Consider the following 24,654-nt stretch of genomic DNA (forward strand, 5'->3'; position numbering starts at 1 on the left):
ACGGGAGTGACGAGCAGTGACAGCGCACCGGAGCCTGGACAAGGACGCCCTGCGGTCACTGCTGAGCGGGCTGCGCGACACGTCCTGGTCCTGGCGCGAGGCCGACGTGCCGGCGCTGGCGGCCGGGCTCGGTTGGCATCTGGGTGAGGTCGTCACCGGCACCGGCGCGGTCGCCGACCCGGGACACGGCCTCGGCAGAAAGGCCGTCCGGTTCGCCTTCGACGACGGCCAGGTGCGGCGGATCACCATGCGGATCACCTCGATCATCGACGAGGACGACCAGACCGACCAGGCCTTCCTGCGGGAGGTATGCCAGCAGGCCGCTGCCCTGGGCGCGGAGGTCCTCGGCGAGCCCACCACCGGGCCGGCCGGCGGCGGACAGGTGCGGTGGCGTGGCGAGCAGGCCACGCTCGTTCTGCAGGTGCCCGCCGTCGCCGTGACGCTGGTCTGGTCGACCAACGCGTTCCAGGACCACTGGGACGCCCTCAGCCAGGAGTGACGCCGTCGTGACGCAACAGTCGTGGGAACAGTTGACCCAAGACCTCGGCCGGCGGCTGCCGCTGCTGCCGGTGGGCGACATCGTGATCCTGCAGAGCGGTGCCCACTACACCCAGGTGCACCGCGACACCGACGAGCTGGACGTCGAGGCGGTGTCTAACCACCACCTGCCGGCTCATCAGCAGCTGTCGGCGGCGCAGCAGGAGCAACTGGCCGCGGCGGGCTGGACCCGGCCCGCGCCGCCGGCCACCTACAACTGGTGGATCAGGCAGCCCGCGCCGTTCTCCACCCGCGACGGCCTGCGCCTGGCCGAGCGGATGGTGGCCGCGTTGCGCGACGTCTACGGCATCGTCAGCCCCGACACGCTCGTCGAGCAGACCGACAACATCCTCGATTGAGCTGAGCGCAGCTGATCCCATGCCGATTGGGGAACGGTCACGCCGCTTTCTTCAGGCACTCCAGAAGCGCCGCCTCGCGGGCCGGATCGGCGTTCTCCGTGCCGGTGTCGCGGGCACGGTCCTGCTCGGAGGCCTCGGTCAGATACCAGTCCGTGTGGCATTCGACCACCGCGTCAGGCGTGTCCTGCATCCGCGGAGCCGCGCCCGGACCATCCGCCACCGGACCCCACGGTGGACGCCCTGGCCTCCGGCGAATCGACCGGTGAGCCGTCCTCGCGTTTGCGGCCGGAAATAGGCACGCCGCAGGGGTCGGTCGGAGGCGACGAGTCGCGCTATCCTCCCCGCCCCGACCAGGAGCACCAGCCGTGGCAAGTCCGCGCTGAGGCGCAAGCCCCCGCCTGCCCGCCGTCGCCGGGCGCCTGGATGGTCCGGTCGAGGGCGCTGACGATGCCCGAGGTGACGATGCCGGACAGTCGTCAGTCGCTCGACGCGTTTGCGGCCGACTCGGATGCCGTCACGGCGTAGTTGCCGATGGATGGCTCTGCGGATGGAAGCTGGCTCCACCTACGGACGGGTTGTGGCCCCACCCGGCTCAGTCGCGAAGTGGTTTGGACGAGCGCTGGCCCCACCCGGTCGCTTTCCGAACCCGTGGTGGCGCTCACCTGCCGTGACGACGACAGCGCCAGCAGAGTGATCGACCGATCCGAGCCTCGGAGCGGCAGTGCACAGCGTTCGGCGAAACGTATGGTTGGCCCGTGGACTCGCATGATCAGTCCGTGCTCGACGCCACCGGTTTGAGCGGCCGGCAGGCCCGTGTGCAGGATGCCGCCGATGGGGGCACGGCGTTGCTCGTCGACGTGTCCCCGGACGAGATGCTCGACAGGTGGGCGGCGGCCCGGGCCGTGGTCGACCGGACAGGTCGCTGGCCGGTGTTGTGCGCACGAGACGTGGCGCACGACGGGAGCCTGTTCTCGCGGTTCTATTTCGACGAGGGCGCCCACGGTGCCGACAGTAGCCCGGCGGCCGTGCTGGCCCGGGCCCAGAAGATCGATGTCGACGCCCGACTGGCCGAGCAGGCCCTGGCGCAGGTCTGCGATGGGGCCGTCGATTGGGTCGAACATGAGCGCACGGTCACCCTTGCCAGCTACGGCGACGCCCCACCGGCGGAGGAGATCCGTGCCGCCGCAGCCATGCCATGTTGAATTGTAGGGAAAGGCATGGCGGCGCCCTTGTGTGTTTGCGGCCCGTCGGTGTTCGCTGTGGCCCGTGGAACTCTGCGCAGGTGTCACCCTTTAGTGATGTCGAATCCGAGTATCGGGGCTCAGGTGCGAGCGAACGCGTGCCCGCCGGACGCGATCCCGCTGAACTGCCGACAGGCGCTGGCTCGGGGTCCTCGCCTGCTGTTGACGTCCAGCTGGCCGTGGCGGTCGTTCGGTTACCTGTTCTGCGGTGCGCTGGTTGCGCTTCCGGTGGCGGGCGGGGTGACGAACGGGCTGTTCTTCATCAAGAGCCTGCCCGGTTACGCCGAACTGATGGTGGTGCTGCTCCTGACCGTCCTGATCGCCATGCCGGTCGCCGCGGTGGAACGCTTCCGCCTGCGGATGGTGGACACCGAGCCCGTCGGTAATCCCCACGTGACTCCGGGCGAGCCCGGCCTGAGGGCTTGGCTGTGGCTGCGCGTCGGCGAGGCGGCGACCTGGCGCGAGTTCGGCTATGCGATCGCCTGGACGAGCCTGCTGCCGCTGATCGACCTCAGCGGTGTCCTGCTGGTGGGGGTCGTGGTCATCCTCGTCCTCGCTCCGTTCGTGGAACCCCTTGTCGACCTTGGTCCGCTGGTCATCCTCGGCTTCTGGCACGTCTCCACCCCGCTCGACAAAGGGTTGGTGGTGCTCCTCGGCCTCGCTCTGCTCCCGCTGGCGGCCTACCTGGTGACCGTGCTGGCCGTGGGCCGGGCGTCGTTCGTACGCCTGCTGCTGGCGCCGCGCGAGTCCGAGTTGGTCGCCCGCGTCCAGGCGCTGACCCGTTCGCGCATCCGCCTGGCGGACGCGTTCGAGGCCGAACGCAGGCGCATCGAGCGCGACCTGCACGACGGCGCGCAGCAGCGGCTGGTTGGGTTGATCATGACGCTGGGTGTCGTGGAGCACGAGTTCGCTCAGGAGCAGTCCGACCGTGCTGAGCTGGTGGCCAACGCCCGCAAGCAGGCCGAAGGCGTGCTGGCCGAGCTGCGGGAGCTGATCCACGGCATCCACCCCCAGTTGCTGACCGCCCGCGGCGTCGCGGCCGCGGTGGCCGAGGTCGCCGACCGCAGCCCGGTGCCGGTGGACGTCGACATCACCATCGCGCAGCGCCTCGTGCCTGCTGTGGAGTCGGTCGCGTATTTCGCGGTGAAGGAGGGGCTTGCCAACGTGGTGAAGCACAGCCGCGCCCGAGCGGCGCGGGTGACCGGCCGCCAGGAGCGGGACCACCTGGTGCTGCGCGTCGTCGACGACGGTGTGGGCGGCGCCCGGCCCGAGGGCGGCAGCGGATTGCAAGGCCTTGCCGATCGTGTCGCAGTGGTGGGGGGCAGGCTCAAGCTGCTCAGCCCGCCCGGCGGACCAACCGAACTCGTAGTGGAGCTGCCGTGGCGAACAGTCAATTCCGCATCGTGCTCGCCGAGGACGACGTCCTGCTGCGAGAAGGACTCGTCCAACTGCTGAAACGGTTCGGGCATGAGGTCGTGGCGGCGGTCGACGACAGCCGCGGCCTGAGCGAGGCGGTGGAGATGTACCGGCCCGACATCGTGGTGACCGACGTACGGATGCCGCCGGACTTCAACGACGACGGCCTGCGGGCGGCGATGTGCCTACGCGGTCGCTACCCGGCGCTCGCGGTCCTGGTGCTCACGCAGTACGCCGCGACGGCGTACGCGTGCGAGCTGTTGGAGTCCGGTGAGCACTCCGGCGGTGGCCTCGGCTACCTGCTCAAGGATCGGATCGGCGCGGTGGCTGAGTTCCTGGCGGCGATCGAGCGCGTGGGCACCGGTGGCACGGTCATCGACCAGGAGGTCGTCTGGCAGCTCTTGCGGCGCCGGCAGATGAACGAGCCGCTGAGCCGGCTGAGTCCGCGGGAGCGAGGCGTGCTGGCGCTGATGGCCGAGGGCAAGACGAACGCCGTCATCGCGGCGGCGCTGAACGTCAGCCAGCCCACCGTCGCCAAGAACATCGGCAGCATCTTCCTGAAATTCGGGCTGTCCGAGGACGACGGTCACCGCCGTGTGCTTGCCGTACTGACGTACCTGCGTTCCTCGCCCTGACCGTCCAGTTTCGCCCGTCGCTCAAAGAGATGGCTGTGCGCAGGCGGTTCCGAGAGACTCGACCAAGCACATTCATCAGCGGCGAATAAGGGGTTTGCATGGCTAGCAACGTGGTCATCGTCGGCGGCGGTACCTCGGGGTGGATGACGGCGTCCTACCTGAAAGCGGCATTCGGCGACCGGGTGAACGTAACCCTCGTCGAATCGAAGAATGTGCCTTCGATCGGGGTGGGGGAGGCAACCTTCAGCACCATTCGGCACTTCTTCAACTACCTCGGCGTGGACGAGGGTGAGTGGATGCCGGAGTGCCACGCCACCTACAAACTGGCCGTCCGGTTCGAGGACTGGCGTGAGCCGGGCCACGTCTTCTACCACCCGTTTGAGCGCAATCGCATCGTCGACGGGTTCCCGCTGACCGACTGGTGGGTGCAGAAGAAGCCGACCGAGCGTTTCGACCGGGACTCCTTCCTCCTCGCCTCGATGTGCGACGCGAAGAGCTCGCCACGCTATCTGGACGGCTCGCTGTTCGACAGCATCTTCGATCTGAGCGACGGGGGACGCACCACGCTGAGCGAGCAGAACACGCAGTTCCCCTACGCGTACCACTTCGATGCGGCGCTGCTGGCGAAGTTCCTGACCCGCTACGGCGTGGCGCGCGGGGTGCGGCACGTGCTCGACGACGTGGTGGACGTCGTGCTGGACGACCAGGGCGCCATCGACCACGTCCGCACCCGCCAGCAGGGTGACGTCCACGGCGACCTCTTCGTCGACTGCACGGGCTTCCGCGCCCTGCTGGTGCACAAGGCGCTCGAGGAGCCGTTCATCTCGTTCCAGGACCACCTGCCGAACGACAGCGCGGTGGCTCTGCGCGTGCCGTCGGACATGGCTGCGGAAGGTCTGCGCCCGGCCACCACCGCGACCGCGAAGGACGCGGGCTGGATCTGGACGATCCCGCTGTTCGAACGGGTCGGCACCGGTTACGTGTACGCCAGCGAGTACGCCACCCCCGAGGAAGCCGAGCGGACGCTGCGGGAGTTCGTCGGCCCGGCCGCGGACGACGTCGCCGCCAACCACATCCGGATGCGCATCGGCCGCAGCCAGCGGGCGTGGGTGAAGAACTGCGTGGCGATCGGCCTTTCGAACGGGTTCGTCGAGCCGCTGGAGTCCACCGGCATCTTCATCATCCAGAACGGTATCGAGCAGCTGGTCAAGAACTTCCCTGTCGGTCACGCGGAGACCGACGACGGGCTCCGCAAGGCCTACAACCGGCAGGCCGCGCACGTGATGGACGGCCTGCGGGAGTTCATGGTGCTCCATTGGTACGCCTCGGGTCGCGCCGACAACCAGTACTGGAAGGACACCAAGACGCGGACGATCCCCGATGGCCTGGCCGAGCGGCTGGAGCAGTGGAAGGTCAAGCTGCCCGATCAGGACTCGATCTACCCGCACTACCACGGCTTCGAGTCGTACTCCTACCGCGCGATCATCCTCGGCCTGGGCGGGCTGCCGGTGCCATCGCTGCCCGTGCTGGGCAAGCTTGACGGCACCGCGGCTGACCGGGAGTTCCAGCAGGTGGCCGACCAGGCGGCCGCGCTGCTCGAGAAGCTGCCCAGCCAGTACGAGTACTTCGCCCACCTGCACGGTCTGCCGCCGGCGCGGCGGACGGCGACCGCGGGGCGATGAACCTCGCCGAGTTTGCGGCCAGGACCGGCCACGTGGCGCTTGCACTGCTGGTGGTGCTCCTGGTCGCGTTCCTCGGCCGCGCGATGGCCCGCCTGCTGCGGCAGCCCACCGTCATCGCAGAGATCGCCCTCGGGCTCACGATCGGTCCGATCGTGCTTTCTCTCGGCGGTGAGCAGGCCCTGCCCGCGGAGGCGATCGGCTGGCTGCGCTACGCGGGGCATATCGGGCTGGTGCTGTTCCTTGTCGGGGTCGCGCACGAGCTCCGTCGCACGACCGCGCCGGCCCGCGGGCGGTTGGTCGGCTGGACCACCGCGGGCGCCCTGGTGGTCCCGATGCTGGCGGGTTGCGGATTCGCGGTGGCGGTGCTGGCCGATCCCGCGTTGCGCGGCACCGCGCCCGCCGTGGCGCTCGCGCTGCTGCTCGCGGTCTCGTTGTCGGTGACCGCTGTGCCGGTGCTCGCGCGCATCCTCGAAGAGCGGGAACTGCTCGACACGCCGGTCGGCAAGCTCTCCATGACCGCGGCGATAATCATTGACGTCGTCGCCTGGCTCCTGCTCGCGCTCGCCATCGGGTTGGCCGCGGGCGGGGCGGGTGGCGTGCCGCGGCTCGCCACGGTGGTCGCCGCCGGGCTGGTGGTGATGTTCTGCCTCAGGCGGCTGCTGCGCACCGCCGCCGTGACGGCGTTCCGGGACCGCTTCGGCCGGCTCACGGCCGTTCTGGTCGGGGTGGCCGCGCTGGTGAGTTCCTGGGCGTTCCAGGAACAGGGCGTGACCGAAATTTTCGGCGCCCTGCTGGTCGGGCTTGCCATCCCCGGCGACGGATGGCATGGGGTGGTGCGCCTGGTGACCCGCGTCGGACGCCCTCTGGTGCCGGTGTTCTTCGTGGTCACCGGGATCAGCGTGTTCAGCGCGCAGTTCGGTGCGACGCCGTGGTTCGCGATCGTGCTCGCCACCGTCCTGGGCATCGCCGGCAAGGTGGGTGGCGGGTACCTCGGAGCCAGGTTCGGCGGTGCGCCGGCCTCCGACGCGGTGCGCGTCGGGGTGCTGGTGAATACCCGGGGCCTCACCGAACTGGTGGTGCTCCAGGCGGGGTACAGCGCCGGAATCCTTACCGCACCGGTGTTCCTCGCCCTGGTGGTCATGGCGTTGGTGACCACGGCAATGACCGGACCAGCCTACGCACTGCTCGAACGACGCGTGCCGCGCCGCTGGAACGTGGCGGCCCTCTCAGTGGAAGGAATAGTTGATCATGAGACACTCCGCGCTGGATAGCTCGGCCGGATGCTCCGCAGCGGCGACGACAGCCACTCCAGCGCAGTTCCGTTCGCTCATGTCGACGTTTCCCAGTGGTGTGGCCGTCGTGACCACGTCGGACCTCGACGGGCAGCCGTGGGGAATGACGTGCTCGTCGGTGTGCAGCGTTACGCTGGAACCGCCGACGTTGCTTCTGTGCCTCCGCCGAGGGAGTCCCACCCTGACTGCCATGTTGCGTCGCTCCACCCTCGCGGTGAACCTGCTGCACACCCGCGGCAGGGCGACGGCGGATCTGTTCGCCTCCGGAAACCCCCATCGGTTCGACCTCGTGCGTTGGTCGGCCGATCCGGAGGCGGGCGGTCCGCACCTGGTCGACGACGCACATGCGATCGCCGATTGCCGGATCAGCCGGACGGTCTCGGCCCATGACCACATCGTGGTATTCGGTGAGGTGCTTCGCGTGCAGCACCCTGTGGTCGCCGACCCGTCGCCGCTGCTGTACGGACTGCGGCAGTACTCGTCCTGGTCCGTTGCTTGAGATGTCAGAGACTGCTTGGTGATCGACCGGGAAGCCGGTCCGTGCGGATCAACGGGGGACGACCCGCACGGACCGGCTTCCTCGCCGTTCCCCGTGCCGTGGGGAACTTCGGCGGGCGGGTCGCACTGGGAAGCGTGCCGACCGCCGGAAGGACTTCGCTGCGCTGTTGCGTATGTCAGTGAAGCACCGCGTCGTCGGATCGCGCTGTAGCCCTGGTTGTAAGAAATGACTATCGCTAGCTGTACCGGTTTCGAACCGGGCATGAGCCGGATGGAATGTCTGATAAGGTCGCGATCATGGGGATCGATACATGATGGACGGTCCGGGCAGGATCGCGATAGTGGGCTATGGACCTGTCGGAAGAGCTCTGACCGCGTTGTTGCGCGACGAGGGGCATGACGTCATCATCGGTAGCCGCGACCCCGACCGGCTGACGTCGGGCATCGTTGCGGCTGACGTCCCGTGTATGGACTGGCGTTCTGCCGTGGAGCGCGCGGATGTCGTCGTCCTGGCTGTTCCGTACGTCGCTGTGGACGACGTCGTGGCCGATTGGCCCACTGGCGGTGCGGGCCGGATCGTGGTGGATCCGACCAATCCGGTCGCACTCTCGCCCGACGGGCACATCATTTCCGGGCTGGACGGGAACGACACCGTCGGATCCCGGTTGGCGAAGTCGTTGCGATCGGTGATCGTGGTGCGAGCATTCACGCATGTGATGGAGGAGTTGCTCGCCGTTCGTGGCCGACGGCAGCCCGGTTTGTGGGCGATGGCGATCGCCGGTGACGACAGTAGGGCGAAGGCAACCGTCGGCGACATCGTGAAGGCAACAGGCTTCGTGCCGGTCGACATCGGCAGCTTGGCTAAATCCGCACCGCTTGACCCTGGAGGGGTGCTCTTCCCGCAGATGTTCACGGTGGCCGATATGAAACGTCGGCTGCGCGAAGGCTCGTAGGGCCTGCTGTCCGTGACGTCCCAGCAGATCGTCCGGCTCGTTCTCCTCGTGGTGAGCTGGACAGCGCTCATCCTCCGTACGCAGGCCGCCTTCTCGGCGCGGCAACGTCCCGTGTGGTTGGTGCTGCTGGCCCTGGCCGTGGAGATCGCCCTGCTCCAAGATGTCGTCGCGGCGACGGTGCTCAGGGTCAGCGGCGTGCCGAATCTCGACGTCTACCTCGGTGGTTTCTGTCACGTCGCCATGATGTCGATCCTGTGGACCATCGCGAGTGCGGATTCGTCCAGTACGCCGTCGAGGCTCGGCCGCCGATTCCGGTTCTGGTTCACCGCGTTGACCGTGACCGTAATGCTGGTCGTGGAGCTGTGGTCCATCGTCGGCGCGGAGATGACGCGCCACCGGGCGTTACCCATGTCGGCATCTCGGAACATCATCACCGTCGGCTGGGCCGCTTACCTGGTGTTCATGGCAGTTGCCTCCACCGACTCCACCCGGCGGCTGTGGCGTCATGGGCGGGCTGCGAGCTTCGGAGCGCTCCGGCTTGCCCTCGCGCTGCTCTGCCTCGGCACCTGCGCGAGCGTCGTCTACGTAGCCGGTCGAGCCGTCACGATCGTGGACGGTTCGGAGCCCGGCTCTCCCAGCGCGCTCCTCGTCATGTATGCGTCGATGACCTACTTCCTATGCTTCGTCCTCGGTTGCGCGATTGTGGTGGTGGCCCCGGTTGTCGCTGGGGTTCGAGCCTGGTGGCAGCGGTGCCGACTCTTCCACCTCTGGCGCAGCCTGACAGAAGCCGTGCCTGGTGTCGTGCTGGAGGAAACCCCGTCACTCGGACGCGATCTCCTCCGGATACGCCGCAACGCCATGCGACTCCAGCGGCGAGTCATCGAGATTCGAGACGCCGCGATCACTCTTCGTGAGTGGGTTACCTCGGAGCAGCTGGCCGCGGTGACAGCTGAGGTTTCCGAACAGGGACTGTCCGGTATGGCGGCGACGGGTGCCGTCACCGCTCGGTGTCTCGCCCTCGGCCGAGCCGCAAAGCAGGCCGGCGCGGCGCGGTCCATGGAGGTCCCCGCCGTCGCCACCAGCGGCGGGGACGATCTCGACAGCGAGCTGCGTTGGTTGACGGCCGTGCGAACTGCCTACCGCGAGCTTCCTCAGCCGTCAGCTGACGAGCATTCCCGCGCGGTGAATCGCGAGAGGGTGCCGTAGGGCCGACACGTCGGCGGTGGCGTCTCCCGCGACGACCAGGATGTCCGCATCATGACCGGGGAGAAGGCGTCCCTTGCGGTGACCCATGCCGCACGAGTCGGCCGCCAGGCTGGTCGCGGCAGTCAAGGCCGTCTGGTTGTCCATGCCGACGACGTCCCGGAAGTCGACGATACCGTGCGGCAGACAGTCGAACGGTTTCTGCGGATCCACGCCTGCGTCGGATGAACAGACCAGTCGGACGCCGGCCCGATGCTGGCGCGCGAAGACGTCGGCTACCGCCTGGAACAGTGGCGACAGCGGCTTGCCGCTAGGGAGCCGGGCCGACGCCACGCCGACGAAGACGCGCGTCGCCGCGAGCGCGGCGATCACCTCGTCGGACGCCTGCACGCCGCCGACACCCAGGAACGACGCGTGTTCGATGCCGTCCACACCGGCCGCGATCGCGGCAGAGACTCCGTCGGCACCGTGGGCGTGTGCGGTGACGGGGACTCCGTGCAGGCGCGCACGGTCAACGATGGTACGCAGATCCGCGACCGTGTACTGCGACTCGTGTGGTGCCCAGCCCGGCGTGATCACGCCACCGGTCGCCATCACCTTGATGACGTCGACACCTCGGGCGACGCGCTCATCGACGGCGGCCGCCAACGCCGCGCCGGGCTCTGCCTCGCCGCCGAGAAACCAACAGTGGCCGCGTTCCCTGGTCACCGGTGGGCCTGCGCACAGCAGCGCCGGAAGGTCCGTCCGGCGCTCATCACGGACACGCAGCGTCAGGTATCCCCGGTCGCCGAGATCGCGTACGGTTGTCACGCCGCTCAGCAGCGCCACCCGGGCATGATGGCGGATGCGTGTCAGCACCGTGTCGTCGCAGTCATGAAGGAACTGCTGGGCGGGGTCGCCGCACGGGTCGAAGGCGAGATGCGCGTGCGCGTCGACCAGCCCTGGTAGCAGCGTCGCCGCACCGTGGTCGGTGACGGGAATGGCCGGGTCGATCGGACCGTCCTCGATCGCCTCCACGCGGCCGTCCCGCAGCACGATGATCGGACGCCCGGTCAGCACCCGCTCGCCGTCGAACACGCGGTCGGCACGGAGTCCGTGGTAGCCCTCACGATGTGGTTGCATCAAGATCCTATCGCTGTGGTCACATCAAGACTTTATTGCCGGTGGGGTGGGCCGCGCGCCGTCGCGGCGACGCCCGCGGACCGCTCGCGCTACGTCGACCGGGGAATCCGCCAAGCGAGACACGCGGCAGCGCCGTAGGCCAGGGCGGCGACGGTAAAGGCCACGGATGCCGCGTGATACCAGTCCGCGGTATCGGCCAGGACCGTTCCCGCGACGGCGACTCCCAGGAGTGCCCCGACCTGGCGGTTGGCATTGAGCAGGGCGGCAGCCGTATTGGCATGGCCGCTCGCCGCCGCCATCAGAGCGGCGGTCAACGCGGGCACCGTCACGCCGACACAGAAGTTCGCGACGCCGACGACTACGGCCAGGACCGCGTACGGTGTCGATGCGGAAACGGTCACCATCGTCGCCAAGCCGACCGCGGCGAGAGGAAGTGCGACCAGGACCGGCCGACGACTGCCCACCCGGCGCGCCAGGCGCGCGAAGGTGAGGTTGCCCAGAACGAACACCGCCATCATGGGCAGCAGCCACATTCCCGCCATCATCGGCGTCAGTCCCCAGGCCCGTTGGAGGACGACTCCCAGCATGAAGATCAGGCCGAAGAGCCCGAAGTTGAGGAGCAATCCGATGATCGTGGTTGCCACGAATGTCGGGTTGGCGAGAAGAGAACGCGGAATCAGGGGACTCGCGACGGACCGCTCCGAGAGGACGAGCACGCCGGCAGCGAGGACGCCCGTTGTCGCGAGTGCGATCACCTGCGGCGAGCTCCATCCCAGGTGGGGTCCCTGGATGAGCGCGATGGAGAGTGCGGCCAGCAAGCCGGCGCCGGCGGCGTTGCTCGCCAAACTCAAGGCCCTCGGCCGCCGCGGCGAGGAGTCGATCCGTCGCAGTGTGAGGATCGCACCGAGGATTCCGAACGGGATGTTGACGAGGAAGATGCTCCGCCAGCCGAGCGTGTCCACCAGTACGCCACCGACAACCGGTCCGAGCCCGGAGGCGGTCGACACGATGGCGGTCCAGTAGCCGAGGATGGACGCTCGACGTCGTGGTTCACCGAAGGCGCCCACCAGCAGGCTCAGTGAGCTCGGCATGAACAACGCGGCAGCCGCGCCCTGGACGATGCGTGATGCGATCAGCAGACCGCCGCTGTCAGCGAGTCCGCACATGGTCGACGCGATGACGAAGAGCGTGAGTCCGGCAAGGTACGTGCGCCTCGCGCCGAACCTGTCGGCCAGCGACCCGGAAAGCAGGAGGAGTGATGCGAACGAGAGGATGTAGCCGTCCATCAGCCAGGTGAGAGCCGCCGCTCCCAATCCCATGTCGTCGGCGATGTCGACCGCCGCGACGGTCACCACGGTGGCGTCGAGGGTAGCCATCACGAACCCGACGGCCAGCGCCAGCAGCTTGACGCCGTCTCCGGGACGGCCCGGGGCGTCCGTGGAGTCGCGCACGCGGACACGGTCGCTGATGGACAATCATCTTCTCCTGCAGTGAGGTGTTTCGACCCTGCGGGCCTTTCACGCGGTCCTAGTGCAGCCGGGCCAGGTCACCGGCGTCGAAAGGCAGGAGCTCGTCGGTACGTCCTTGCGCGATCTTGTTCACCCACGAAGGGTCCGAGATGAGGGAGCGGCCGACACATACGAGATCGAACTCGCCACGGCCCAGGTACTCCGCCACCCGCGCCAGTCCATCCACCTCCGCACCCACGCCGTCGAGCAGTGTCGCCGTGAAGTCGCTGTTGTGCAGGCCCACCGACCCCACCCCGATCGTGGGTAGCCCGGTGATTTGCCGAACCCAGCCGGCCAGCGTCAACGGCGAACCTTCGAACTCAGGTAGCCAGTACCGCCGGGTGGAGCAGTGGAAGGCATCGACGCCGGCGTCCGCGAGAAGGGAGACGATCAGCTCGAGCTCCGCCGGCGACTCGGCCAGCCGGGCGCTGAGGTCGGTGATCTTCCACTGCGAGAGCCGGAAGATGATCGGGAAGTCGGCAGACACCGCCGACCTGCACTCGCGGACCACGTCCGCGGCGAACCGGGTACGCCGGACGATGTCGCCACCGTACTCGTCCGTCCGACGGTTGGTCCGCGACCAGAGAAATTGATCGATCAGGTACCCGTGGGCGCCGTGCAGTTCGATTCCGTCGAACCCGGTCCGCTCGGCATCGCGGGCGGCGGAACCGAACGCCTTGACGATGTCGTCGATCTCGGTCCTGGTCAGCGGTTCTCCCACCGGAGAGCCGTGCAGGTCGATGCCCGACGGGCCGACGGGCCGCACCCTCGGGTCCGGTGGATCGCCGATCTTCCGGTCCATGCCGACGTGCCACAGTTGCGGCATGATAGCGGCACCTTCGGCGTGCACCGCGGCGACGATCTTCGACCATTGCGCGAGGCTGTCGTCGCCGTGGAAGACGGGAACGCCGACCCGGTTGCGGGCAGCGTCATGGGGGACTGTCGTTCCCTCGGTGATGATCAGTCCGACCCCACCGGCGGCGCGGCGTACGTAATAGTCCGTCATGGCCTTGGTCGGCACGCCGTCGCACGACGCCTCGCGTGTCATCGGGGCCATGACGACCCGATTCCGGAGCCGGAGGTGACGCAGATGGAACGAGGTGAGGAGCGCATGGCCTGCCTCAGCGGTGGTCATACCCGTCCCTTCGCTGTGTCGACGATCGCCCGGATGTTTCGGCGAGCCAGCTCGTCCGAGGTGTCGATGCGGCTCATCTCGGCGTCGGCGAGACCGATGGCCTCGTCCACCGGCATCACCGTGGGAAGGTCGAAGCTCCGCACGAGTGCCTCAAGCCGGTCGACGAGCGAACCTCCGATGATCCGTACGGGAATGCCGGCTTGTCGAAGAGTGTCGAGTAGCAGCTCGTCGGACTTGGCCCGGAACTCCTCGGAAACAGGCCGGTGTCCGTCGGAAGCGAGCGGAAACTCGATCGGCAGATGGGCGAACGCGTCGTAGGTGTCCACCGCATGGCGCCGCATGACCGCCCCGATGGCGTCCATGACTTGGGCGAAGAAGTCGCGTTCGTCGGCAGATTGAAAGCCGCCCGTGGCCTCGCGAACGCCGGGATGAAGGCCGACCAGCACCCGGACCTTGCCGTACACCCATTCGTGCAGTGACGACCCGTCGGAGATGAAGCCGTCGGGCAAGTGGCTCTCGTGGACCGCCCGTTCGGCGTAGCGCACCATGCCGAGCTGCAGTAACTCCGGTATGGTGCAGTCCTCCAGCCGCCGGCCGGGCAGGAGACTCGGCAGGATTTCGCGCATCGTCTTGGCGTGTGTGCGCGGGATTCCGGTCAGGTGGGACAACGCGATCGAGGTCGTGGTCTTGCCGGAGGAGTACGTGCCGGAGATCGCAAGCTTCACGCGGACTCCATGCCAGGCAGTCGGTGTCCGAGCGAATACGTGACTGTCGTGTTCGCCAAGCTGCCCTGCATCGTGGACACCCGCCACCGCTTTCCGGCGAAGTTCAGAATCGAGCTGCGGGTGACGCTCGAGGTGCAGGACATCGGCCCGAGCAAGGTCGAATCCGGACCGCTGGAGACCATGTCGACCGCGCGCATCCACAGAGTGTTGGTATCGCCCCGCGTCAACTCGTCCAGCGAATACATCAGGACCTGACCAAGTTGGGCGTACACAATCGTCGCATCGAACATCGTCAGCGCAGGCTGGTACGCGGCGCCCAGTTCGCCGATGCCGGCGCGGGCCTGCACGGTGTCGCGTACCCGTACCGTCGCACCGACGGACGCCTCCGCAGCCGCCAGCTTCACCCCGGTGACCTCGTGTGTCCGGAAACGGTAGCCACCACAGTGGTACGGCGCTGTCGTGAGCGAGAGCGGAGCGCCCGTGCTCCGGGCGTCGCCGACCTCGTGCTCCACATGACAGCGGACTTTGATGCCGCCGACAACGCAGACGAACTCCGTAGAGGTCCATCCGGGAGACAGGTCGCTCGGGCGGCTTCTGCCCTTGATGATCCGCAGGGGGACGTCGTGCACGTCGGTATGCGGCCGCGAGCCGGGCCGCATCACATATCGGCGGAGCCAGGCTCGTGATATCTGCGCCGCGGTCAATCCCAGGCCGGACGCCAGACATGTCTCCACCAGCCGCAGGCTCACTACGAGGGCATCGATGGTGCTGACATGTGCCGTGTCCGTGGCGTTGTGAGCCTTGGAGGACCAGGTGACCGGATAGATGATCTCAGCGGTGCCTTGCGCCTCGGTCCCGGGCGGTTCGGCCGCGACCGAGGTCCACGCCAGATGCGATATTCGGTGAGACACTCGCTTGTGGCCGGACCCGAAGTATCGCTGAGTTGATGGCCCCAAGTGGTCATCGATGTGGTCTGCGCGTGTGTCGGGGCTGGGCTCGACGAGGAAGTCGTTCTGGACATTCAGCACGATTATCGCCCTGTTCGTCGGATCGGACGTGGTGCGGCCGGCAGCCGTGATCGTGGTCAAACATGGCCTCGACAGCATGTCGGGCCACGGAGATTCGTGGGGAAGGCTCAGATGAAGCCGAGCACTTCGCCCAGGTAGCGCTCGCCGGTCTGGGCGCCGTCGCCGTCCCATGACGTCGACCGCTCCAGCAACATGGACGCGACGAGCTCCGCCTCCTTCTCCTCCTGAGTGGTGTAGCTGGTGCGAAGAAGCGCACCGTGAGCTTTGCCGGGGTCATTCAGAAGATCGGTCTCGCTCAGCATGGTCTCGGAGATGTCATGCAATCGGTGGCGGCAGAGGAGGTGCCCTATTTCGTGCAGAATTATCTGCTCCTGGTGGTACTTGCTCGTCCTCTGTTCGAAGAAGATGTGGTCCGCTTGGGCCGTGGCGATCCATGCGCCGCACGGAGCGTCCACTCCCACTCCGACCGCTTCGTAGGGGTGCAGGTAGATGCGCCGATCCGACTGTGCGGCCAAGGCCTCGCACAGAGCCTTGGCGGAGAATGGTCGGGGCAGCTTGAGATCTCGAATTATTGAGTAGCAATATTGATGAAGCGCCCGGTCAAGCACTCCTGCCTCCCCGTGGTTCCCCGGTTTGAACTTCTCCAGCGGGAGGAGAGGCGTCGGCCTCCATCGCCCCGCGCTGTCTGCTCAGTGGAGCCCGATGCGGCCCGCTGCCGCGCGAGCGTAGCGGGTGAGTCTGAGACAGAGTTGACTGCGCAGCTCAGTGATCATCGAGCCGCTCGATCATCCGCGCGTGCTCGATCATGCTGAGGATGGCCTTCTTGCTGTGGTCGGACAGGCCGTCCGAGCGCAAGGCGATCTGGACCACGTCCTTCGACCGCAGCGCTGCGCTGAGCTGATCGTCGGGCTCGGTGCCCTCGGCGTCGAGGAAGTACGAGGGCGAACGGCCGAAGAACCGTGCCAGGGCCTGAAGGCGGGCCCCGGTGGGATTGTCCCGGACGCCCGTCCTGAGCATCCACAAGTATCCGGTCGAGATGGACAGACCGGTCTCCGTGCGGATCTGTTCGGCGATCACGGCGTTGCCGGGCGGCTTCTGCCCTCGCCAGCGCTCGATGATCAATGCGTTGATCTTGTCGGCAAGAGTCGTGGTCGGCCGAAGGTCAGCGCCGTCACTGCGTGGGAGCGATTGATCGTCCATAGAGCGCTCAGCTAACCGGCAGCCGGGTGGGATGTCAACCGCTTTGAACAGCAGTCGCGGTCTCGGTATGCGCTCTCGACAAGGCGCAGGCCTGTGGCCTGCGGCAATTGCACCGTTGATCGGTGCTGCTCCACGGGTTCCGCTCCTGGTCGAGGGTCGCTCCGGCGGGCAAAGAGCCGCACGCTCTGTTCACAATAGTAGTTGACAGCCGTTCGGGGCGCTGCCAGACTCTCTCCGGCCACTGTGGTCGGTGCCGGCGTCACGCCGGCGTGAGCGAAGTGGTGGGACGCTCGACGGTCCTGTTTGCCAACGATCCTTCCCTGCTGCCGCGCAGTCGCGGCGGCAGTGATTCTGCGAGGCGACTGCCGCATGGCCGCCCACAGCATTTTCGACTGACTGGCACCGGGAGGAGACAACAGGACATGCACGGGGGCATCGGGAGGGTGGATCTGTCAGCATCAGGCGATTCGGCTGTGCCCTGACAGCTTGGTATTCGTAAATACTGCAATTCTCGCTGTCGACCTATTGCGTTGCCGCAACAACTCACTGGGATAGCTGGCGGAGATGGCTCGGACCGGTCTGCGGACGTGACCACGCTGTGGCATGTCGCGGGCTGTTCACGTGCACTTCGGCGGTCGGGTGTGTGCCGTACCCCGACGGGCCGTGGAGTCGCGCCGAGGCGCGGGCCCGCCGGCACTGACGTTTGGGGCCGGGGAATTGAGGATTCACTTCACCGTTGATGATCTCGCACAATTGACCATGATTTCTACTTTGGGCCCCGTCGCCGAGAGCGCCTTTGCGCTGAAGCAGTTCGGCAGGCAGGGCAGCGCCACCTTCCACGGCTGGCGCAAGGGCGTCCGGGAACGGCTCGGCACCCGGGTCGCGGAGGCCGAGCGGCTCGCCGGCCGGTACGACGTGTCCGAACTGCTGACGTTGCTCAGACTGCAGTCGGGCGGCAACCCGGACGGCGCGGGCGACGAACGGACCCGTCAGCGCGTGCAGTCCACCGTGTTCGCGTTCTGTCAGGCGGCCGTGCTGCCGCACTGGCGGCAGATGCGCGGTCACCTGGCCTCGGTGCGCGACGCCTGCGGCCGGATCAGCATCGCCAACGGGATGCACGCCGCACTGGACAACCTCCACCCGAGGCTGAACTGGAAGCCCCCCGTTCTGGAGGTGCCGGGAGAGCCGGACTGCGACCTGTATCTCAACGGGCGGGGGCTCGTACTGTGCCCGTCGCTGTTCATGGCCAGCAAGGCGTGCATGGTCCTGGAGGGCGTCCAGGAGACCGGCGCCCCCGTCCTCGTCTTCTCGGTGCCCCTGGACGCCGCGACCGCGACCGAGTTCTGGGGTCACGGCGGGCGGGACGAGCAGGCGCTGAGCGCCCTGGTCGGGCACACGCGCGCCGCCGTACTCCAATCGCTGTCGGAGAGCTGCACCACGGGTGAGCTCTCGCAGCGGCTGAACATCTCACTGGCCGGCGCCAGCAAGCACGCCACGGTGCTGCGCAAGGCGGGACTCGTCACGACGGCCCGTCAGCGCAACACTGCGCTGCACTCTCTCACGCCGCTCGGCGTGGCACTGCTGCGGCAGCGGCGCTCGCCAGGCGTCGTGAGCGCGGTGAGCGCCTAGACCAGTGACCTCGACCCATGAAGGGAGAACCATGAGCACCAACCCGTTCGAGAACGTGGACGGCATCTATCTCGTGCTGGTCAACGACGAGGGCCAGCACTCCCTGTGGCCGGCCTTCGCCGAGGTGCCCGCGGGCTGGACGGTCGTCCTGCCCGAGACCGACCGACAGTCGGCGCTCGACTACGTCGAGGCCAACTGGACCGAAATGCGGCCCAAGAGCCTGCAGGAAGCGATGAGCCGGCGCTAGTTCGGTCGGCGCACACCTTTCCCGACGGTTCCGACAACTCCACAATCCGGTGCCCGGCCCGCGACCTTCGCGGGTCGGGCATTTTCCTGTGAAGGCACGCTCGTGAACGCCGCCCACGCCGGTCCTTGAACGACAAGGCAACTTCCTTCAGGCGCTCGCGGATCGCACATAGCCTCGTCTCACGGAAATCAAAGGCTGTCTTTCCGGTCGTGGCCGAGTGTTCCCGGCCGACTTCACGTCGGTCCACCTCCGACTCGAAACGGGCGCAAATCGTGCCCGGCGCGACTGCGTGATCCCGCAGAGACGATATGGAGATTGAATGATGCCGCCCAATGCGCTGGAAAAAGCGGTCTACGGTGTATACGCGACAACCGCACTCCACTTGGCGGACAAGCACGGTGTCTTCGAGTTTCTCATCACCCAGGAGGCGCCCACCAGCAAGATCGCCGCTGGGCTCGGGCTGGACGAGGACACCCTCGACCGCCTGCTGGTCCTCCTCGACTCCCTCGGCGTCATCGAGCAGGACGAGCACGGTACCTACCGCATCCCCGCGGAGCTGGTGCCCTACCTTGACCCCAGGAGTCCACGCTCCGTCGGTGGCTTCCTCAACCATGTGATGCACAGCACCGTCGACCGGCTGCCGCAGCTGGACGACTACCTGACGGCTGGCAAGGCGGCCGTGGACGCCGCGCTGCCCGCCCCGTTCGACGTCATGTACGGGACGCCGAAGCTCACCGATGACTTCGTGGCGGCCATGTGGCAGCTCACCTATGACGTCTCCCGCGAGCTGGTTCCCATGGCCGGGCTGACCGGGATTCGACACCTAGTGGACGTCGGCGGCGCGAGCGGACCGTTCTGCGTGGCAGCGCTGGCGGCAACCCCCGACCTGCGCGCCACGGTGTTCGAACTGCCCGAGGTGGGCCCGTACGTGACTGACACGGTCGAACGGTACGGCCTGCAAGGCAGGCTGGACTTCGTCGCGGGCGACTTTCACCGCGACGAGTTCCCGCCGACCGAGTGCGTCGCGTTCGGCTACATCCTCTCCGGCTGGACCGACGAGATCGGCCTGGAGCTGTTGCGCAAAGCCTACCGCGCATGCGCTGACGGCGGTCGAGTCCTGATCATGGACCGCCTGTTCGACGACGACCGCCGCGGACCGCTGCCCACGGCGGTGATGAACCTGTCGATGCACGTCGAGGCGAAGGGCAGGCACCGGACCGCGGCGGAGTACATCGGGCTGTTGGAAAGCGCGGGATTCGTCAACTGCGAGCTGCGTCGGTCTACTCAGGACAAACACCTGATCATCGGCAGCAAGTGACGAGACGCCGTGCCGCGGGTCGCGACGGCCCGTGGTCCTGAATACAGGGCTGGAGGACAAATGGAGACCGCACCGGCGTCCCTGCTATTTGCGGGACGATGCGACGAGATCGCACAGCTTCAAGAGCGGGCGGGTCGGCAGGCGCTGACCGCGGGTGAGCGCGACCTTCTGGACAAGCTCTATTGCGAAGCGTACGCCGAACAGAGCGCCGAGAGCGAGGTGATGCGACTGCTGACCCGGTCGTTCAGCCGGGAACCCATCCCCGAGTACTACCGCTATGCCAATCTCCACGTTTACGCGTGGTTCCTCGATCTGTACCCGACTGAGCCCGTGGCCGGCGCCGTGCTGGCCTTGGAGGAGACGCTGGCCGCCCTCGACGCGGTCGAGCGGCGTGCCGCTCCCTGGCTGACCGAGGCCGACCACACCGAGGAGCGTTTGCGCAGGTTGGACGCGTTGCGTGAGCAGGTCCGGCGGCTGCCGGTGAAGACCGGCGGTGACATGCCGGCGGCCGAGGTGATCGACCGGGCGTGCGACGATCTGGCGCGTTGGCAGGCGTACGTGCTGACCCGCTGCTCCGGCTTCGTCGCTTCGAACGACCACCACGAGCACATGTTCCTGCGCGCGGTTCAGGCGTGCGAACTGGCCTTCTACCTGATCCGCCACCTCGCCGTACGGGCGAGGACGTCGATCGGGCGTGCCGACGGCGAGGCGCACGCGCTGATGGCGCAGCTGATCCACTTCGCGGAATTGCCCAACCACATCTTCCACGTGTTGCAGACGCTCACCCCCGATCTGTTCCTGGCGTTCCGCGACGCCACCGGCGAGGCCAGCGCCCTCCAGTCGCTGAACTACCACATGATGGAACTGGTGCTGTACGGCTACGACGCGCGCAAGGTCGAGGCCTACATGAAGTTCGAGCACCTGCACGAGTTGACCGTGCCACCGCTGCGATCGGTGCGACCGCTACGCGAGGCGGTGCTCGAAGCGGACGATCCGACGTTGACCGAGGCGCTCGCCGCGGTCGAACGCACGCTGCTGACCTGGCGCGGCAGGCACTATGGGTTCGGTCGCCGCTACCTGCCGGGGGTGAAGGGATCCGGTGGCACCGAAGGCGCCGGCTATTTGAAACGGTTCGTCCATAGGGACAACTTCGTGCCGGAACCCATCACCACCGCACCCGGACTCGACCTGCTCGGCTTCGCGTTCCGCTGATCACGGCCATCGCACCGCCGGTACGGAGGAGCCCGGCGGATTGGCTATTTCGAAAACTATTGCGTTGTGCGCGGCGGCAAACCGATCGAGCGGAGCGGAATGCCGGCCGTGCCGACTGAAGGTGCCGCTGAATCAGCGGAAAATCGCAGGTGTCCTTTCCGGACTCCCCTTTCGGCGTGCACTAAATTTGCCGACATTACCGCGGTTTCGGGGAAAGTTGACAGGATGCGGCGCCCGTCATTAATGTCCCCTTATATGACCCAGGCTGTACGGCGTGCCAAGTCCACTGACCACGCGATCCGCTTGAATTCAGTGTCCAAAGTGTACGAATCGACAGGGAACGCGGTGCAGGCGCTGGATGCCGTGAGCATCGAACTGCGCCGTGGCACCTTCACCGCCGTGATGGGACCGTCCGGCTCCGGCAAGAGCACCTTTCTCAACTGCGCGGCCGGCCTGGACCGGCCGACCTCGGGTTCGGTCTGGCTGAGCGACGTCGAGCTGTCACGCCTCAACGAGCTCGAGCTCACCGAGGTGCGACGTCAGCGGATCGGCTTCATCTTCCAGGCCTACAACCTGCTGAGCGCGCTGACCGTCGAAGAGAACGTCACGCTGCCGCTGCGGCTCGCGGACCGCAAGACCGACCACGCGTTCCTGCGCGAGGTGCTCACCGCGGTCGGCCTCGGCGAGCACCTCAAGCGGCGGCCGAGCGAGCTCTCCGGAGGGCAGCAGCAGCGGGTCGCGGTCGCCCGCGCGCTGATCACCCACCCGGACGTGGTGGTCGCGGACGAGCCGACCGGCGCGCTGGACTCCCGTTCCAGCAAACAGGTGCTGGAGCTGCTGCGACATGTCGTGGACAACATGGGGCAGACGGTGTTGATGGTCACCCACGACCCGGTCGCCGCCTCGTACGCCGACTCGGTGGTGTTCCTGGCCGACGGCCGGCTCGCGGGCGAGCTGAACCGGCCCACGCCGGAGCAGGTCGCGTCGCGCATGACGCACCTGGGCGAGTGGTGATCCGCCGCATCCGGCGGGTCGTCCGCCTCGTGGTGCCGTACCGCAAGGATCTGTCGCTGGCGTGGAGCACGATCAAGGGCCGCAAGGGCGGCTTCGTCGGCTCCTTCGTCGCGATCGCCGCGGGCTCAGCGGTGATCACCGCCTGCGGGGCCTTGCTGATGTCCGGGCTCGGCACCGGCGTGACCCCCGAACGCTACTCGGGTGCGGCGGTGGTCCTCGGCGCGGAGCAGTCGTTCTGGCTGGACGAGTCCTCCGAGGTCCGCTACAGCGAGCGCGTGACTCTGCCCGCCGACAAGGTCGCCGCCGTCGCCGCGGTGCCCGGTGTCCAGTCCGCTGTCGGTGACGTCGACGTCGAGGTCAGCCTGCTGAACCCGGACGGCGACGAGGTGGGCGGCCCGGGCGACTTCCCGGTGCTCGGGCACGGCTGGTCCGCCGCGGCGCTCGGTCCGTTCCGGGTGCGCGACGGCCGCGCGCCGTCCGCTGCCGACGAGGTCGTGCTCGACGCCGACCTCGCCGAGCGCGGCGACGTGTCGCTCGACGCGACGGTGCGCGTCGTGGTCGGTTCGATCCCGTCGTCCTACCGCGTGGTGGGCATCGCCACCCCGCCGGGGGACGGGTTGGCCCGGCAGTCCGCCGTGTTCTTCAGCGACGACCAGGCGACCAAGCTGTCCGGCCGGCCGGACCGGGTGGCCGCCGTCGGTGTGCTCGCGGCGCCCGGCGTCGCCGCGCAGGAACTGGCCGAGCGCATCACGGCCGCGGTGCCGGACGTGGAGGCCCACACCGGCGCGGAACGCGGCGACGTGGAGTTCCTGGACGTCGGCGATGCCCGCAGCCTGGTGGTCGAGACGGCGGCGTCGTTCGGCGGCACCATGGTGCTGATCGTGGTGTTCGTGGTGGCGAGCACTCTGGCGCTGTCGGTGCAGCAGCGCCGGCGCGAACTGGCCCTGCTGCGGGCCATCGGCGCGACGCCCAAACAGATCCACTGGATGATCGGGGCCGAGATGACCCTGGTGTCGTCGGTGGGTGCCGTGGTCGGCGCGATACCCGGCGTCGTACTCGCGTACGTGATGCGCGGTGTGTTCGTCCTCGCCGGCGCCATGCCCGCGGACTTCCAGATGGACGTGGGTCTGCTGCCCGTCCTCAGCTCTCTGGTGCTGTGCATGATCAGCGCCCGGCTCGGTGGCTGGCTGGTCGCGCGCAGGGTGGCCAGGGTCAGCCCGGTCGAGGCGCTCGGCGACGCCGCGGTCGAGCCCAAGAAGCTCGGTTGGGTCCGAGTGGCCATCGGCATCCTGCTCATCCCGCTCGGGCTGCTGCTCACCTTGGGCGATGTGGCGTCGCCGGGCGACTCGGCCGCCGACACCGCGGGCAGCGCGGTCCTGTTGTTCGTCGTGGCGGTCGGGTGTCTCGGCCCGCTGCTTCTCAGCGGCGCCATCGTCTTGTTCGGCCCGCGCCTGAACCGGCGGTCCACGGCCCACGGCTTCCTCGCCCAGGCCAACTCGCGGGCCAACTCGCGGAGGCTCAGTACGGCAACCACACCGCTGGCGATGGGCGTGACCCTGGCCGCGGTGCAGGTGTTCGGCGCGTCCACGGCGATCGCCGGGGCGCAGACACAGATGAAGGACGGCCTGCGCGCCGACCACGTGGTGACCGCGTCGTCCGGCGCCGGGGTCTCTCCGGAGGTCGTGGACGCCGTACGCGGCGTGCCCGGGGTCGCCGTGGCGACGCCGGTGGCGCGGATGCAGGTGCTGATCACGTTCCCGTCCGAGGACAGCACCGCGACCAGGGTCTTCGCCGCCCAGGGCGTCACGCCCGACCGGCTCTCCGAAACCATGGACCTCGCGGTGATCCAGGGCGACATCGCGCAACTGCAGGGCGGGACGGTGGCGCTGAGTCGCGTCGTCGCGGAGACCGTCCGGACGCGGCTCGGAGCGACGGTCGAACTCCGGCTCGGCGACGGGACGACGACCAAGCCGCGGGTGGTGGCGATCTACGAGAACGGCCTGGGCTTCGGGGACGTCACCCTGCCCAACGACGTCGTCATCGCCCACACCACCGCGCGCGTCGACACCGCGGTGCTGATCAGGTCCGCGGACGGGACCGATCCGAAGGCGCTCGCCGACGCGCTGCGCGGCGCCGTCGAGCGTTACCCCACGGTCGAGGCGGGCGACCGGGAAGCGTTCCTGGCCGCGCCCGGGCCCGGCGGTTCCGGTGACTGGGCGCTCAACCTCCTGTTCCAGACCGTGCTACTGGGCTACATCGCCATCGCCGTGGTGAACACCCTGGTGATGTCGACGGCAGCGCGGGGTCGCGAATTCGCGATGCTGCAACTCATCGGCGCCAGCCGGGACCAGGTCCGGGCGATGATGAACGGCGAATCCAGGATCGTGGTCTTCACGGCGCTGCTGATCGGTCTGCTGGCGACGATCCCGCCGCTGGTCGGCATCAGCCTGGGGCTGACGAAGTCGCCGATTCCCAGCATCTCCCTGCTCGGACTCATCGCGATCGTGGCGGTCACCGTCTCGCTCTCCTGGGGCGCGATCACGATGGCCACCCGATTCGCCATGCGGCCGGCGCCGGTCGACGCGATCGGCGGACGCGAGTGAGGGGCCTGACGGGCGCCTGAGACCACGGGCACATCCGATGGCGCCGTCGCCGATTCCGGCGGCGCCATCGGCCCGCGGGCGTCGAACGCCGCTGATC

24 protein-coding genes are annotated in these 24,654 nt (G+C 68.0%); 16 read left to right on the forward strand and 8 right to left on the reverse strand.

What is annotated here, in order from left to right; all coding sequences use genetic code 11:
* The first annotated feature begins 16 nt into the window (after positions 1-16).
* Both EDD30_RS29440 and EDD30_RS29445 read left to right on the forward strand, forming a co-directional pair.
* Positions 17-499, forward strand: coding sequence for a DUF6301 family protein (locus EDD30_RS29440; RefSeq protein WP_071803094.1), 483 nt, complete (start codon positions 17-19; stop codon positions 497-499).
* 7 nt (positions 500-506) lie between these two features.
* Positions 507-896: a TY-Chap domain-containing protein gene (locus tag EDD30_RS29445; RefSeq protein WP_071803093.1), complete on the forward strand. Its 390-nt coding sequence runs from the start codon at positions 507-509 to the stop codon at positions 894-896.
* Between the two features lie 37 nt (positions 897-933).
* Here the strand turns inward: EDD30_RS29445 and EDD30_RS39375 are convergent, their stop codons facing one another.
* Entirely contained in the window at positions 934-1,086 is a 153-nt protein-coding gene (locus tag EDD30_RS39375) for a hypothetical protein (RefSeq protein ID WP_170047098.1), read from the reverse strand.
* Positions 1,087-1,672: 586 nt separating this feature from the next.
* On the opposite strand from EDD30_RS39375, the gene EDD30_RS29455 reads away from it, so the two are divergent.
* The 8 genes from EDD30_RS29455 (at position 1,673) to EDD30_RS29490 (ending at position 9,819) form a co-directional block, all read left to right on the forward strand.
* Positions 1,673-2,098 (forward strand): hypothetical protein, encoded by a 426-nt coding sequence (locus tag EDD30_RS29455; RefSeq protein ID WP_071803091.1) that lies wholly within the window; start codon positions 1,673-1,675, stop codon positions 2,096-2,098.
* A 96-nt stretch (positions 2,099-2,194) separates the two neighbouring features.
* Positions 2,195-3,592 (forward strand): sensor histidine kinase, encoded by a 1,398-nt coding sequence (locus EDD30_RS29460; RefSeq protein WP_084556096.1) that lies wholly within the window; start codon positions 2,195-2,197, stop codon positions 3,590-3,592.
* Positions 3,517-4,188 (forward strand): response regulator transcription factor, encoded by a 672-nt coding sequence (locus EDD30_RS29465; RefSeq protein ID WP_071803090.1) that lies wholly within the window; start codon positions 3,517-3,519, stop codon positions 4,186-4,188. Before EDD30_RS29460 ends, EDD30_RS29465 begins: the two co-directional genes overlap by 76 nt.
* A 98-nt stretch (positions 4,189-4,286) precedes the next feature.
* Positions 4,287-5,870, forward strand: coding sequence for a tryptophan halogenase family protein (locus EDD30_RS29470; RefSeq protein WP_071803089.1), 1,584 nt, complete (start codon positions 4,287-4,289; stop codon positions 5,868-5,870).
* Positions 5,871-5,902: 32 nt separating this feature from the next.
* The gene (locus tag EDD30_RS29475) at positions 5,903-7,141 is read left to right on the forward strand and encodes a cation:proton antiporter (RefSeq protein WP_211277659.1); all 1,239 of its coding nucleotides are present in this window, start codon (positions 5,903-5,905) and stop codon (positions 7,139-7,141) included.
* A 58-nt stretch (positions 7,142-7,199) separates the two neighbouring features.
* On the forward strand, positions 7,200-7,661 hold the full coding sequence (locus EDD30_RS29480; RefSeq protein ID WP_211277658.1) for a flavin reductase family protein: 462 nt from the start codon (positions 7,200-7,202) through the stop codon (positions 7,659-7,661).
* 310 nt (positions 7,662-7,971) lie between these two features.
* Complete coding sequence (locus tag EDD30_RS29485; RefSeq protein WP_071803086.1) at positions 7,972-8,613, forward strand: NADPH-dependent F420 reductase; 642 nt, start codon at positions 7,972-7,974, stop codon at positions 8,611-8,613.
* A 51-nt stretch (positions 8,614-8,664) separates the two neighbouring features.
* Entirely contained in the window at positions 8,665-9,819 is a 1,155-nt protein-coding gene (locus EDD30_RS29490; RefSeq protein ID WP_342353749.1) for an MAB_1171c family putative transporter, read from the forward strand.
* Here EDD30_RS29490 and EDD30_RS29495 read toward each other — a convergent pair.
* The 7 genes from EDD30_RS29495 to EDD30_RS29525 all read right to left on the reverse strand — a co-directional run bounded on the left by EDD30_RS29495 (position 9,772) and on the right by EDD30_RS29525 (position 16,456).
* Positions 9,772-10,938, reverse strand: coding sequence for an amidohydrolase family protein (locus EDD30_RS29495; RefSeq protein WP_071803084.1), 1,167 nt, complete (start codon positions 10,936-10,938; stop codon positions 9,772-9,774). The two genes, EDD30_RS29490 and EDD30_RS29495, sit on opposite strands and share 48 nt — an antisense overlap.
* Before the next feature lie 89 nt (positions 10,939-11,027).
* Complete coding sequence (locus EDD30_RS29500; RefSeq protein WP_342353750.1) at positions 11,028-12,389, reverse strand: MFS transporter; 1,362 nt, start codon at positions 12,387-12,389, stop codon at positions 11,028-11,030.
* Positions 12,390-12,465: 76 nt separating this feature from the next.
* On the reverse strand, positions 12,466-13,581 hold the full coding sequence (locus tag EDD30_RS29505; RefSeq protein ID WP_071803083.1) for an NADH:flavin oxidoreductase: 1,116 nt from the start codon (positions 13,579-13,581) through the stop codon (positions 12,466-12,468).
* Positions 13,578-14,306: an ATP/GTP-binding protein gene (locus EDD30_RS29510; protein WP_071803082.1), complete on the reverse strand. Its 729-nt coding sequence runs from the start codon at positions 14,304-14,306 to the stop codon at positions 13,578-13,580. Before EDD30_RS29510 ends, EDD30_RS29505 begins: the two co-directional genes overlap by 4 nt.
* On the reverse strand, positions 14,303-15,394 hold the full coding sequence (locus tag EDD30_RS29515; RefSeq protein WP_170047096.1) for an AvrD family protein: 1,092 nt from the start codon (positions 15,392-15,394) through the stop codon (positions 14,303-14,305). The genes EDD30_RS29510 and EDD30_RS29515 overlap by 4 nt, the downstream gene beginning before the upstream one ends.
* A 47-nt stretch (positions 15,395-15,441) precedes the next feature.
* Positions 15,442-15,942: a hypothetical protein gene (locus EDD30_RS29520; protein ID WP_123678572.1), complete on the reverse strand. Its 501-nt coding sequence runs from the start codon at positions 15,940-15,942 to the stop codon at positions 15,442-15,444.
* A gap of 154 nt (positions 15,943-16,096) precedes the next feature.
* Positions 16,097-16,456 carry a helix-turn-helix transcriptional regulator gene (locus EDD30_RS29525; protein WP_143162541.1) on the reverse strand — a complete coding sequence of 120 codons (360 nt, stop codon included), beginning with the start codon at positions 16,454-16,456 and terminating at the stop codon, positions 16,097-16,099.
* An 837-nt stretch (positions 16,457-17,293) separates the two neighbouring features.
* On the opposite strand from EDD30_RS29525, the gene EDD30_RS29530 reads away from it, so the two are divergent.
* The 6 genes from EDD30_RS29530 to EDD30_RS29555 all read left to right on the forward strand — a co-directional run bounded on the left by EDD30_RS29530 (position 17,294) and on the right by EDD30_RS29555 (position 24,557).
* Positions 17,294-18,163, forward strand: a complete 870-nt coding sequence (locus tag EDD30_RS29530) for an ArsR/SmtB family transcription factor (protein ID WP_071803078.1) — start codon at positions 17,294-17,296, stop codon at positions 18,161-18,163.
* Positions 18,164-18,194: 31 nt separating this feature from the next.
* Positions 18,195-18,410, forward strand: coding sequence for an MbtH family protein (locus EDD30_RS29535; RefSeq protein WP_071803077.1), 216 nt, complete (start codon positions 18,195-18,197; stop codon positions 18,408-18,410).
* 319 nt (positions 18,411-18,729) lie between these two features.
* Positions 18,730-19,728: a methyltransferase gene (locus EDD30_RS29540; protein ID WP_211277655.1), complete on the forward strand. Its 999-nt coding sequence runs from the start codon at positions 18,730-18,732 to the stop codon at positions 19,726-19,728.
* Positions 19,729-19,737: 9 nt separating this feature from the next.
* Positions 19,738-20,940, forward strand: coding sequence for a tryptophan 2,3-dioxygenase family protein (locus EDD30_RS29545; protein ID WP_211277654.1), 1,203 nt, complete (start codon positions 19,738-19,740; stop codon positions 20,938-20,940).
* Between the two features lie 255 nt (positions 20,941-21,195).
* Positions 21,196-21,954, forward strand: coding sequence for an ABC transporter ATP-binding protein (locus tag EDD30_RS29550; protein ID WP_071803075.1), 759 nt, complete (start codon positions 21,196-21,198; stop codon positions 21,952-21,954).
* The gene (locus EDD30_RS29555; RefSeq protein ID WP_084556092.1) at positions 21,948-24,557 is read left to right on the forward strand and encodes an ABC transporter permease; all 2,610 of its coding nucleotides are present in this window, start codon (positions 21,948-21,950) and stop codon (positions 24,555-24,557) included. Before EDD30_RS29550 ends, EDD30_RS29555 begins: the two co-directional genes overlap by 7 nt.
* Positions 24,558-24,654: the final 97 nt, after the last annotated feature.

Source organism: Couchioplanes caeruleus (genome assembly GCF_003751945.1).
Classification (GTDB): domain Bacteria; phylum Actinomycetota; class Actinomycetes; order Mycobacteriales; family Micromonosporaceae; genus Actinoplanes; species Actinoplanes caeruleus.